This is a genomic window from Prevotella sp. P5-50 (assembly GCF_002251295.1).
Classification (GTDB): domain Bacteria; phylum Bacteroidota; class Bacteroidia; order Bacteroidales; family Bacteroidaceae; genus Prevotella.
The window spans coordinates 340,248-352,080 of the sequence record NZ_NPJA01000019.1 but is presented as its reverse complement, the minus strand read 5'-3'; the positions used below and the strand labels follow the sequence as shown (position 1 = coordinate 352,080).

At 47.9% G+C, this 11,833-nt stretch carries 10 protein-coding genes and 3 pseudogenes; 4 read left to right on the top strand and 9 right to left on the bottom strand.

Translation table 11 applies throughout. The features are described from left to right. Nucleotides 1-21: 21 nt before the first annotated feature. Together CIK88_RS05210 and CIK88_RS05205 are read right to left on the bottom strand one after the other, a co-directional pair. Complete coding sequence (locus tag CIK88_RS05210; RefSeq protein ID WP_094434989.1) at nucleotides 22-447, bottom strand: SufE family protein; 426 nt, start codon at nucleotides 445-447, stop codon at nucleotides 22-24. A 21-nt stretch (nucleotides 448-468) separates the two neighbouring features. Beyond that, nucleotides 469-1,719, bottom strand: coding sequence for a peptidase U32 family protein (locus CIK88_RS05205; protein WP_094390958.1), 1,251 nt, complete (start codon nucleotides 1,717-1,719; stop codon nucleotides 469-471). Between the two features lie 331 nt (nucleotides 1,720-2,050). On the opposite strand from CIK88_RS05205, the gene CIK88_RS05200 reads away from it, so the two are divergent. Then, a complete protein-coding gene (locus CIK88_RS05200; protein ID WP_094390959.1) occupies nucleotides 2,051-3,598 on the top strand; it encodes a YifB family Mg chelatase-like AAA ATPase in 1,548 nt (515 codons plus the stop codon). Nucleotides 3,599-3,666: 68 nt separating this feature from the next. Further along, a pseudogene (locus tag CIK88_RS12790) lies at nucleotides 3,667-3,780 on the top strand (group II intron maturase-specific domain-containing protein); the annotation flags it as partial. A 431-nt stretch (nucleotides 3,781-4,211) separates the two neighbouring features. Here the strand turns inward: CIK88_RS12790 and CIK88_RS05190 are convergent. Next, nucleotides 4,212-6,620 (bottom strand): TonB-dependent receptor, encoded by a 2,409-nt coding sequence (locus tag CIK88_RS05190; protein ID WP_094434985.1) that lies wholly within the window; start codon nucleotides 6,618-6,620, stop codon nucleotides 4,212-4,214. A gap of 281 nt (nucleotides 6,621-6,901) precedes the next feature. Then, complete coding sequence (locus CIK88_RS05185) at nucleotides 6,902-7,201, bottom strand: integrase core domain-containing protein (protein ID WP_158214642.1); 300 nt, start codon at nucleotides 7,199-7,201, stop codon at nucleotides 6,902-6,904. A gap of 75 nt (nucleotides 7,202-7,276) precedes the next feature. Between CIK88_RS05185 and CIK88_RS12785 the strand changes: the two are divergent. Further along, nucleotides 7,277-7,425, top strand: a pseudogene (locus tag CIK88_RS12785) (xylose isomerase); the annotation flags it as partial. A gap of 23 nt (nucleotides 7,426-7,448) precedes the next feature. Here the strand turns inward: CIK88_RS12785 and CIK88_RS12280 are convergent. Beyond that, a pseudogene (locus CIK88_RS12280) lies at nucleotides 7,449-7,631 on the bottom strand (IS5/IS1182 family transposase); the annotation flags it as partial. Between the two features lie 75 nt (nucleotides 7,632-7,706). Here CIK88_RS12280 and CIK88_RS12570 point away from each other — a divergent pair. Further along, the gene (locus tag CIK88_RS12570; protein ID WP_256387587.1) at nucleotides 7,707-7,970 is read left to right on the top strand and encodes a tyrosine-type recombinase/integrase; all 264 of its coding nucleotides are present in this window, start codon (nucleotides 7,707-7,709) and stop codon (nucleotides 7,968-7,970) included. Nucleotides 7,971-8,055: 85 nt separating this feature from the next. On the opposite strand, the gene CIK88_RS05175 is transcribed toward CIK88_RS12570, so the two are convergent. The 4 genes from CIK88_RS05175 to CIK88_RS05155 form a co-directional block, all read right to left on the bottom strand. Further along, on the bottom strand, nucleotides 8,056-8,622 hold the full coding sequence (locus tag CIK88_RS05175; protein WP_094380541.1) for a 6-carboxytetrahydropterin synthase: 567 nt from the start codon (nucleotides 8,620-8,622) through the stop codon (nucleotides 8,056-8,058). Between the two features lie 5 nt (nucleotides 8,623-8,627). Beyond that, nucleotides 8,628-9,044 (bottom strand): Fur family transcriptional regulator, encoded by a 417-nt coding sequence (locus CIK88_RS05170; RefSeq protein ID WP_094434979.1) that lies wholly within the window; start codon nucleotides 9,042-9,044, stop codon nucleotides 8,628-8,630. Between the two features lie 560 nt (nucleotides 9,045-9,604). Next, the gene (locus CIK88_RS05160; protein WP_144269579.1) at nucleotides 9,605-10,369 is read right to left on the bottom strand and encodes a hypothetical protein; all 765 of its coding nucleotides are present in this window, start codon (nucleotides 10,367-10,369) and stop codon (nucleotides 9,605-9,607) included. Nucleotides 10,370-10,376: 7 nt separating this feature from the next. Next, on the bottom strand, nucleotides 10,377-11,609 hold the full coding sequence (locus tag CIK88_RS05155) for a C45 family peptidase (RefSeq protein WP_094434973.1): 1,233 nt from the start codon (nucleotides 11,607-11,609) through the stop codon (nucleotides 10,377-10,379). Between the last annotated feature and the right edge of the window lie 224 nt (nucleotides 11,610-11,833).

Genomic DNA, 11,833 nt, shown 5'->3' with positions numbered 1-11,833 from the left:
GCCGTCAGTCTTTTATTGTGTTTATCCTTGTTCTTTAGTGCGGAATGCCAATGCATACATACGCATCTGTTTCACCATAGCCAGCAAACCGTTGCTGCGAGTGGGTGACAGATGCTCTTTCAGTCCTATCTGCTCTATGAAATACAGGTCTGCATCGAGTATTTCCTGCGGTGTATGTCCGCTGAGCACACGGATGAGCAATGCCACAATACCTTTCACGATAAGTGCATCGCTCTCTGCCGTAAAGGTAATGATGCCGTCAGCATAGTCAGCCTGTAGCCACACACGGCTTTGACAACCGTCTATCAGGTTGCTTTCCACCTTATAGCGCTCATCGAGGGGTGCTTGTTCGTTGCCCAAGTCGATCAGCAGTTGATATTTGTCCATCCAGTCGTCGAAACCGGAAAACTCATCGATAATCTCGTCTTGAATTTCGTTGATGGTCATAAATATATATTATAGGTGTGTTTAATCTTCGTTGTTTTTGATAATCTTAAAGAGTTTATCGCTGGGGCGCACCTTCTCTGGAACTTTGAACGATACGCGAGTGCCTTTCTGTGCGGTTGTCACGGCATGGGTATCGTCATGGATTTCCTCTACCGTCACATAGAGTGCGCCAGTGGTAGGACCGGTGATGAGCATCTTGTCACCTACTGAGAACTCGCAAGCCTCGCATGAGAACTCGGCAACACCAAGTTTCGAGAAGTATTTCATGCCCTTGCCCACATACACTTTGCGCTCTGTGGCACACGATCCGTAATGGCTGTTCCACTCTCCAAGGCGCTGTCCTTGATAGTATCCGTCCCAGAAACCGCGGTTGAAAACGGTAGCAAGGCGTTCGTCCCAGTCATCCTTCTTCTCCTCGGTAAATGTTCCGTCGAGGACACTCTGAATGGCTTCCTTATAACATTCCACTACAGTTTTGACATATTCGGGACCGCGGGCACGACCTTCAATCTTAAACACACGGACGCCACTCTTCATCATTCTGTCGATGAAGCGCACGGTCTTCAGGTCTTTCGGACTCATGATATACTTATTGTCTATCTCCAGTTCGATGCCTGTCTCCCGATCGGTCACCAGGTAAGAGCGGCGGCAGATCTGCATACACTCACCGCGATTGGCAGAGCGTCCGGTATTGTCAAGACTCATATAGCACTTGCCGCTGATAGCCATACACAAGGCGCCATGACAGAACATCTCGATACGGATCTGTTGTCCGCTCGGTCCGCAGATGTGCTGTTCTTCTATCTGCTGATAGATTTCAGCCACCTGGTCGAGGTTCAACTCGCGTGCCAATACCACTACATCGGCAAACTGGGCATAGAATTTCAATGCCTCGATATTCGAAATGTTCAGTTGGGTAGAGAGATGTACCTCTTGCCCGATACGGTTGCAATAGGTCATCACCGCCACATCCGATGCGATCACTGCAGAAATGCCAGCCTCTTTGGCGGCATCCACAATCTCGTGCATGAGCGGAATATCCTCACCATAGATGATGGTATTGACCGTGAGATAGGTCTTTACCCCTTGTGCATTGCATGTTGCAGCGATTTCCCGCAGGTCGTCGATAGTAAATGCCGATGCGCTGTGAGCACGCATATTGAGTTTCTCGATGCCGAAATACACCGAGTCTGCTCCGGCTTTTAGTGCCGCAGCCAGCGAGTCATGACTACCCACAGGAGCCATGATTTCATAGTCAGCTATCTGGTTCATGGGTGCAAAATTACAATAAAATAGGTGGATAACAAAATGAAAAGTCATTTTTATCCTCAATCGGTCATCAGATTTCAATTCTGACGGAACACACTTACGAAAGAAACGGAAATATCATACCGTCCTGCTATTTCAGCAGAAGGGTAGTTGGATAGGACTGACAAGGTACTTACCTACCACTTCTTGCTGTGTAACAATATTATATGGGAAGAATATTGTGGATTTGCATAATTTTGCTTAACTTTGTGACCACAATCAGACTGTGCCGGATGATGACCGGCATGGCAACGTACTTTTCAGTACATCAATAACGCTACAAAGAACTATAAATATGTTAGTCAATACCTTTTGTGCCGCCGTCAACGGACTTGAAGTGACCACGGTAAAAGTAGAAGTGAGCATGACTCGCGGAGTGCAATTCCACCTGACGGGACTTGCCGATACTGCTGTGCGTGAGAGCTATGACAGAATCAGGGCGGCACTACAGAACAACGGATTGAAGATGCCGATGATGGACATCACCGCCAATCTATCGCCTGCCGATATCAAAAAGGAGGGTAGCGGCTATGACTTGCCATTGGCTATCGGTATTCTGGCGGCAAGCGGAAAGGTTGACGGGAGTCGGCTGAATGATTACATGATGGTGGGTGAGTTGGGACTTGACGGCAGGTTGCAGCCCATACGCGGTGCACTGCCCATAGCCATTCGGGCACGCGCCGAACATTTCAAAGGTCTTATCGTGCCGAAACAGAACATCCGCGAAGCGGCTGTGGTCAACCAAATAGAGGTGTATGGCATGGAAACCCTCATCGATGTCGCCAATTTCTTCAATGGTTCATCGGAGATAGCCCCTACGGTTATCGATACGCGCAAAGAGTTTTATGAACAGCAATCACAGTTTGAACTCGACTTCGCTGATGTGCGCGGACAGGAAAGTGTGAAGCGCGCACTGGAAGTGGCGGCTGCCGGTGGACATAATCTCATCATGATAGGTCCTCCGGGAAGTGGTAAATCGATGATGGCGAAACGCCTGCCAAGTATTCTGCCTCCATTATCGCTCAGCGAAAGTTTGGAGACCACACAGATTCATAGTGTGGCAGGTAAACTATCGCGCGACACCAGTCTCATCTCGCAACGACCCTTCAGAGCGCCACACCACACCATCTCGCAGGTGGCATTGGTTGGGGGTGGACAGAATCCGCAACCCGGTGAAATCAGTTTGGCACACAATGGTGTGCTGTTCTGCGACGAGTTGCCTGAGTTCAACCGGTCGGTGCTGGAAGTGATGCGCCAGCCTTTGGAGGACCGCTGTATCACCATCAGTCGTGCGAAATACAGCGTGCAGTATCCCTGTTCGTTTATGTTTGTAGCCTCCATGAATCCATGTCCTTGCGGCTATTATGGCGACCCCACTCACAGTTGTGCCTGCACGCCCGGACAGATACAACGGTATATGAACAAGATCAGTGGTCCGTTGCTCGACCGTATCGACATCCATTGCGAGATACAAGCCGTGCCTTTCGCACAACTCTCGCAGATGGCTCCCGGTGAATCGAGCGAAACGATTCGCGCCAGAGTCATTGCCGCTCGCAAGATGCAGGAGGAACGGTTTATGGATTACAAGGGCATCCACTGCAATGCCCAAATGACGGAGCGCATGCTGCATCAGTTTGCCGAACCTGATGCCTCATCCATGGACATGTTACGCATGGCCATGGAGCGATTGAAACTCTCTGCACGTGCCTATAGCAGGATTCTCAAGGTGGCACGCACCATTGCCGACCTTGATGGCAGTGAGCAGGTGCAACTTCCCCATATTGCAGAAGCCGTGGGCTACCGCAATCTTGACAGAAGCGACTGGTCAGAGAGGGGAATTTAATAATTGATGGAATTTTAATATTACTGAAATCCATTACCAAGCGCAGTAACGGCAAAGGTTTATCGTGGTTGAAGAACCGCTTGACGGAATACATCCGTGGTTGGATAGGATATTACTATCTGGCAGATATGAAAACATTTCTCCAAAGAACGGAGGAATGGTATCATAGACGCATACGGTGTTATATCTGGAAATGTTGGAAACGAGTCCGTACTCGTTTCACGAACCTCATGAAATGTGGTATTGGCAGATGGAGGGCATGGCAATGGGCAAATACCCGCAAGGGGTATTGGCGCATAGCGACGAGCCCTATTCTAAAGTGTGCCATAACGAACGATGGACTTGTTAGGCAAGGTTATCCCTCACTTCTTGGCATCTATACCAAATTGCATAGCAATTAGAGAACTGCCGTATGCCGAACGGCACGTACGGTGGTGTGAGAGGTCGGAAAACGAAAGTAGGAAGAAAACTGCTTCGTTTTCCTCCTACTCGATTTGCATGACGGGCATGTCATACGACACTCTGCACTCAGAGATAAATCAAAAATCTGACAAAGCGAATTAATAGAACCCACCTAAAGCCTTTTGACGGTGGGAATTAATAGAACCCACCATTAGAAGCTGATGCGGTAGTACACGTTTGGCAGTGAGATGCCTGAGTCGTAAGTCTCCACAGTGTTCTTCTTGTAGTTGTAAGTGTTCTCGTAAGGCACTTTTTTCTGCAAGAGGTTGAGACCTTCGAAGGCTATGGTGTGGTTGCACTTCTTGCCTGTTATCTTGTAGCTGATGGTGAAGTCTACGATGCATGCAGGGTCGTACTGCTCAGAGAAAGCCTTTGTCTCGTCGTACACGACATCTGGTCTGCCAGCCTCGTAGTTCAATTGGCTTGCCGCCACATCGGCAGGAGTGTATCTCTGACCGCCTTGCAGGGTGACTTTGCCGTTGACACTCAGCACGTTCTGCCTTCTCTTGCCGAGCATCCATTCCTTACCGCCGAGCACCTTAACCATGAAGGTACGGTTGTAGCGTGAGTCGCGCCATATATTGTCGCCACCCTTGTACTCTGACTTGTAGAGCGAACCGTCCACCATCCAGTAGTAACCCTTGTGCATGTATTGCTCCAGTGCGACGTCTATGCCATAGTTGCGTCCCTTGCCTTTGCTCACGAGCTCGCGCTCCTCGTAATAATAGCGGCGGTTGATGGTGCAGTAGCTGCCGTCTTCAGTCACGGGAAGGTCGAAGAGGCTCTGGTAGTATGCCTCCACGCGTAGGTTGAGCTGGTCGTTGAATCGGTGGATGTACGAACCGATGATGTGGTGAGCCTTGCTCAGTTTGAGGTCCTTGTTTACAAAGCCCTCATTTTGGTCATAGACAAAGTATGTGTCCATCTTCTCTGTCTTGCTGTGCATGCCGTAACCCACAGAGAACTGGTTCTTCTCGTCCGGATTCCACTGGAAGGCTGCGCGTGGCTCAACTGACACGTCGTCGTTGAGGCGGAAATACTGGGTATTCAGACCAAAGGTGAAGGTAAGCCAGCGGCTCATGTTCCACGAGTTGGCTATATAGGCGTTGAACAGGCCAGTGTGGCTGTCGGCTGTATAGATTGATTGTGCAGGCATGGCGGCTCCTACCTTTGGGGCCATCTTGAGGTCGATGTCGAAGAAGTACTCTGTGTATGTGGCACCAATCTTGGACTGGAACTTAGGGCTGAAACGCTTCTGCACATTCGTTGTGGCTGTAAACTGCGAGTTGTTCTGGCGCATCCTTATGTAGGGCAGGCAGTTGCCGAGCTTGTTGGCCTGGTTGGGCTGTCCGTCATAGTAGCTCTGGTCTCCGTCGTTCTTGAAGTAGGAGGCTGCTATGGTGCTGTTGATGTTCCAGTTCTTGCCGAGGTACGCCTTGTGGTTGACGCCGCCAGCGAGCATTGTCTGATTGCTGACCGTGTACTCTTGGTCATACATGCTCTCCCACTTTGAGGGGTCTTCGAGCTCGAGCCAGTACTTGTCCTTCAGTCCTACTCCGAAGACGGAGAATGTGCCAGCCTTCTTTGTCGGGAAGTTGAGCTTGAAGTTGAAGTCCTGGAAGTCGGCCTGGTCTCCGTCGAGGGAGAGGAGTCCTATCTCACGGGCGATGGTGGTGACGGAGTAGCGGTAGTTGACGAGGTAGGATGCTCCTGTCTTCTTACTTATGGGGCCTTCCGATGTGCCTTCGAGGCCCAGCGTGCCTATCTGGAGCGCATGGTGGTAGCTGTCGTTGTCGCCTGCGCGCATTCTCATGTCAAACACGCCTGAGAGGGCATTGCTGTACTCGGCTGTGAAGGCTCCGAGGTGGAAGTCGGAGTTGTCGAGAACATTGGAGTTGAGTGCGCTGACGAGTCCTGTGCCCATGTTGAAGGCGTCAGTGAAGTGGTTCGGGCTGAAGATCTCCACGCCCTCAAGTCGCCACTGCATGGCCTGCGGCGCATTGCCGTGCACCGACACGCCGTTGTCGTTGCTGTTGCCAGCCACACCGGCAAAGGCTGTGACGAGGCGCGCCGGGTCGCTGTATCCTCCTGCATATCGGCTTGCCTCTTCCATGCTGAGCATCCTCGCCCCGACAAGAGCCATCTTGTTCACAGCGCTTTCTTTGCTGATGCGAGGCTTCACCACTACTTCTCCCAGCTCGTTCAAGCTCTCGCTTATGGGGACGTTGATGACCACCTCCTTGCCCTCCGTAACGAGAATCTCGGGGATGACGGCTGGCTGGTAACCTATGTACGAAGCTTCAATGGTGTAACGGCCTGTTGTGAGACCTGTTATCGAATATTTGCCGTTCATATCTGTCACGACTGCTTTCGATGTCTCCTTCACCTTGATCGTTGCGCCGATGATGGGCTCCCCGTTGTCAGCGTCTGTCACAACGCCTTTGATGGTTTGTGCGTTCGCAGTTGCGACGAAGAGTGCAACAAAGGCCGCAAGCATTGATTTTTTAAGGTGGGTTATATTGATTACCACCTTAATTCGTTGTGTCTGTGAATTTCTCATAACGTTTATTTCTTTTGTATGTGAAATTATAAAATATTGTATTTACTTATTGTTTTTATCTAAAAACGATGTTTTTGTACAAAGTAACATAAATATATGAAGATGGAATGAAACAATAGTCCATTTCTGCTGTACGATATTGTTATTTTTATAGTACTCCCTAATATTCGACAAGTGGTTGAACATTGGTTGCTGCGCCATCCAGAGCATGCGGACAATCCCGAGCGTTCTCTTGTCTTGGCGTCACAAAGTTAATACTATTAGTTGAATTGTGCAAGAGTTTATCCTACTTTCTTCTCTTTGTTGCCGTAAAATGATGCTGGTGTGAAGTTGTCCAGACTCTGATGAGGACGCTCATAGTAATAAAACTTCACGTAATCAGCAATTCCAGAACGGAGTTCACTAACGTTTTCCGCAGGGTTGAAATATATGTACTCCTGCTTGATGCTGCGCCAGAAGCGTTCTATCCATATATTGTCTTTACAACGACCTCTACCATCCATGCTTACTTGTATGCCATAGCTGGTCAGCAGATCCTGCCAGTCCTTGGTCGTATACAGGCTTCCCTGGTCAGAATTCACTATTAGGCCATAAATTTGTTGCGAATCATTTTTTCTCTATATTTGCAACCATATTTATTACTACAATAAAACAACTTTATTGCACATATCAGGGTATGGATGCCATGGCACGTGCCCTCTTGAATGCTGCTGACATTTTTATTCCCGAAATGCTCCACACGTGTTATGCAAGTTTCGACAGTGGTGCGGGTAAGGAGTTTGAAGAAGGCAAACTCTATCTTGAGCGTCCACGACCGTCCTTTCCCTTATTCCTGTCATCCTCCTCCTTCTTGCTGTCCTCCATGGCAAGATTGATGCGGATGCTTTCCTTGAGGATAAGCTCCACGCCCTCCTCTCCGATACGGTGACGGAAATGTACAAGCTCGGATGAGGCGCAAGGTGCGGATATGCTGAAAGCCTCAAGACCGCAAAAGTACTGATAGTAGGCAGACAGGTAATAATCCCTCTAAACCAATCGGCTTTGCATTGGTTACCTGAGCGAAACGGATGCAAGCCGAGCCAAAAGGTGTTTGAACTGACTATATTGGGAGTATGTAACAGGTATCTTAAAAAAATGGCTGCGGATGCAGGGATTACGAAAAATGTCAGTTTCCATACGAGCCGTCACACATTTGCCGTGCTGACACTGGCTGCCGGAGGTGACTTGTACACAGTAGGCAAGTTGCTCGGACATACTAGCATAAATTCAACACAGGTGTATGCCGATGTGGTTATGGAAACAAAGGTTGAAGCCATTAGCCGAATTTCAAATTATTTTTCTAACTTGTAAAATAAGAGGCTGCGCCGTAAACCTTAATTACGACACAGCCCCATATTTTCATCATTACTTTATTTTATATGCAGCTTTCCGTGGATTATTTTTTCCGATAACCACATTTTGGGCATACTCCATCCGCATTGAGGGCGACACCGCAAAGAGGACAACGGTCGATGTTATTCTTTGTGGTAAACTCGGCAGACGCGGCATTCACACCGCTTGTGAAAGTGATCTTAGCGATGTTCAGTTTGTCTTTCAACAAGTCATATACAATCTTAATCATACCTTCCACTGTCATGGTTTCTTTGGTAACAACCAGACGGGCATCGGGGTAAGCCGTTGCCAATTCTGTCTTGAAGGCCTCTCCTTTCATTTTGTTTTGCGGATGGCCGTTCTTGATGCCTTGCTTTTCATACACATCAAGAATGGCAGGAAGCAAAGGGTCATCTTCGCGGAGCACCAAGGCATGGTCAAAATTCTTCAACAGGCTCCATGCCACCTTTTGGATTTCATTACAAGGGTACACCATGTTTACACCTTCTTCAACCGTATCTTCCACCTCAATGGTCAGTGTGCCAGTGTGACCGTGAAGATACTGGGCTTCGCCTTGGAAGCCATAGAACCGATGTGCATACTGCAAATCGAAAGTCGTGATACTTCTCATACTTTTTAATTTTTAGTGTTTAACTTTGGATTATTTATCGTTATCTGCACCTGTATTCGACTAATGTCAACCGATGCAAAATTCTTTTCTTTCAAATACTGTCGTATCAATTCCGTAAGCTCTTCATCCATATAATCCAAGATGCTCTCTCCCTCGAATATGTGGTGATGCTCTGTCACGGTAATGTCATAATAGTTTTTCCCCACTTCGGGATGGAACACAAGTGACAACAGATTAGCCTTGCAAAACGAATCAAGAATGCGATAGATGGTTGAGATGGTTATCTGATTATCTTTGGATTGCACACACTTGATTATTTCATCAATGGCAGCATGACGCAATTCCATCATAACCTCATAAACCACTTTACGTTGCGGAGTGATTTTTAGGCCTGCGTTCTTTATAATCTCCGTACTTTCCATTCTTCTCGTATTTTGATGCCACAAATTTAATGAAAATATTTCGCATTTGCAAATTTTTACCAACAAAATTATATTTTTTTAAGAATAAAGCCGCATTACCTATTTATCTGTTCGAAGATAGTGGCATACTGGTGGGGGTTCACATATAATGATGTGGTTTCCGAGTGTTATATTATCACTATGGATGGTCTTGAATCGGAACCTTTCGCCGACGTTGCCCTACATTTTTGAGGATATGGGACGCGCCTATGCTGTCGTAAAGAAGCAATACCGCAATACAGACCTCAAAAAACATGTTATCGGACTCAACCTCGTCGAAATACATTCCTTAGATTCTGTCTATCAGAAATTCACCTGGCCCATGTGGGAATGTATAGAGTCTATGCACAATGGAGCAATTCTAATCAAAAAGGCTCGACTAATTAAACAAAAAGTGTTATCTTTGCATCGTGAACATAAACAATGGCCATTCACCTATGTCCTTGATAAATCATCGTAGGCGTAGTGCTAGATGGCATGGAGCGAGCCAAAAAGTGGGACAATCAGCGGCTCCTCTTTTCTTAGACCGAATAGACATCCATTGCGAGATACAAGCCGTGCCTTTCGCACAACTCTCGCAGATGGCTCCCGGTGAATCGTGCGAAACGATTCGCGCCAGAGTCATAGCCCTCATTGCCGTCGGTTTTATTAAAAGCATTGCCGTCCAGAAGGATATCGTCCTCCACCTGCACGTCTTCCCCTGCTCCTCCCTGGTCGGTATAGAGAATCACCGCAGGATGAATGGTGTCGCCTTCCATATACCGTGAGGATATATCCTCTACGAGATTAGAACCTCCGGCGCTAGTCCGTGATTTCGTGGCCTGGTGGTTGACATGCAACTTCGTATCAAAATTGAATTCCGCATCCTCTGGCAACACGTCGGCCAGTGATGCACTCTCGTCAACGGTCAGGATATAGCGGTTGTCCTCCAGGCGCTCAGAAGTGGCGCGCCTGATATATGGCAGACAGTTCACCTTCTGCCATACGGCCAGCGGCCGACCGGCAAAATGAGTGATGCCCAACTTGTCGGCTAAAGCCTTGCTGACAGAAATCCGTGTAGTGTCGGCATCCAGGATAATGACATCGTCAGAAGCAATAAAGTGGTGATAAGTCAGGGAAATGGCCGTCGTATCTGTCATCTCCTGTCCCCCTTGTCCTCCCATGGAATCATCATCATCATCTGAGCATCCCATGTTGAGGAGCAACGAGCAAATCAACATCGGTGCTGCCCATAGTATGGTTTTGACTTTTCTCAGTCGTAGCATTTTACCAAACATTGTTTTCATACCAGGACTATTCTACCTTAAAGTTGTAGATTTTCCCATATTCTCGCAGGATGGCCAGACGAAGTGTCTTTTCGCTGAGGTTGTAGAGGCACGACCATTGAGTCTGTGATGTGATATTTTTCAAGTCCGCTGGCTGTGAGACGTCTTGTAGCAGGGACATGGCTTGTTTGGAATCAAGACAGTAGTTGTTGCGCGCGAGACAGTTTCTTAACGTCCAATAGCGTTCCTTGCCATGCAGGGATCCCCATCCATCGTTTGTACCCACCATCGTGGGTGAGACATAGAAGTTGGTGACGCAGCGCAGGGTGTCATTGCCGGTGAACTTTTCCATTACAGTAGGTATAGTTTCGCCCTTTTCAAGAGTGTATTCCACGATGGCATAGTCTCCTGTGGCATCGGCCATGAAATAGTGGTAGTTGCTGCGTCCACTGCCCTGCATGTCCATATTATAGCCTGCAAGCATTGCCAGGGCTTCCTTGACGGTGGATGCACGGTCGAGCAGCATACGTATGGCTGTCGTTGTACCTATGCGCGGCTTGTTTTTGTCATTCTGTTTCGTCTGATTCTCTCTCAGCGCCAGGACACCAATGGCGAATCCGTCTTCGTTAATGCCGTCAAGGGCAGCGTAGGGCAATCCCATCAGCGGGGAGAGGTCGCTCTTGCCATCGGTATAAAATCCCTGGCCAAAACCTAATTGCATGCCATCCACCATGGAGATTGATTTCTTTCCACCCTCAGGAGCCGTGTGAACTATGATAGCCGCTATCGACTTGTAGCCTTTGCCGTCTTCTGTGGCATGACAGAAGTCGTAGTTGCGCCCCATCAAGAAATTACCGCTTTGCCTGTCGGGTACTGCAAAGGCACTGCATCCGGCATCGAACGAAACCTGTGCCTTTTTGCCGGGGAGGCTGTCGTAAAGTAGATAGGCTACATAGTTGAAGAGTTGGTTGGTTTCTGTGAAACCAGACTTTAACACGTCATCAAGTTTATAGTCGGCCGTATAATTGATTTCATACAACCTTCCGCTGCCATCCACATCTTTCATGGAGCGCAACATGGCCACTTTTTCTGCATCTTTTATAAAAGTAGTGGGATTCTTTTTGGTCACATCGGGTGGAACATTGTCATCATCGCTGCACGAAGCGGACAAAAGGAGGCTTGACACAGAGGCTACTGACACTAAAAAACATGTGGACAGTCTAAGGAACTTTGTTCTGAAAAATTCGTTGTTCTTTCTCATATTTATAAATTTTAGGTAATAGACATGACAAAGTTATAAAAAACGATATTCACTGATAATTTACATAGTAGTAAATCATTGGCTTTTGCCCAGAAAACAAAAACTGGAATACATACAGCAGCGGATACACGCTGTTGCACCTGCTCTTGCGTCCGAACAGTGTATGCTCGTTCATTTTAACTCCCTTTATCACGTTCATTATGGTAAACATTGCACCTTCGGCA

What these genes read in the sequence shown, in the direction of transcription:
- CIK88_RS05175 (WP_094380541.1), bottom strand. Translation starts at nt 8,622, where the DNA reads ATGAGAAGTATCACGACTTTCGATTTGCAGTATGCACATCGGTTCTAT.
- CIK88_RS05205 (WP_094390958.1), bottom strand. Translation starts at nt 1,719, where the DNA reads ATGAACCAGATAGCTGACTATGAAATCATGGCTCCTGTGGGTAGTCAT.
- CIK88_RS05160 (WP_144269579.1), bottom strand. Translation starts at nt 10,369, where the DNA reads ATGAAAACAATGTTTGGTAAAATGCTACGACTGAGAAAAGTCAAAACC.
- CIK88_RS05155 (WP_094434973.1), bottom strand. Translation starts at nt 11,609, where the DNA reads ATGAGAAAGAACAACGAATTTTTCAGAACAAAGTTCCTTAGACTGTCC.
- CIK88_RS05170 (WP_094434979.1), bottom strand. Translation starts at nt 9,044, where the DNA reads ATGGAAAGTACGGAGATTATAAAGAACGCAGGCCTAAAAATCACTCCG.
- CIK88_RS05190 (WP_094434985.1), bottom strand. Translation starts at nt 6,620, where the DNA reads ATGAGAAATTCACAGACACAACGAATTAAGGTGGTAATCAATATAACC.
- CIK88_RS05210 (WP_094434989.1), bottom strand. Translation starts at nt 447, where the DNA reads ATGACCATCAACGAAATTCAAGACGAGATTATCGATGAGTTTTCCGGT.
- CIK88_RS05200 (WP_094390959.1), top strand. Translation starts at nt 2,051, where the DNA reads ATGTTAGTCAATACCTTTTGTGCCGCCGTCAACGGACTTGAAGTGACC.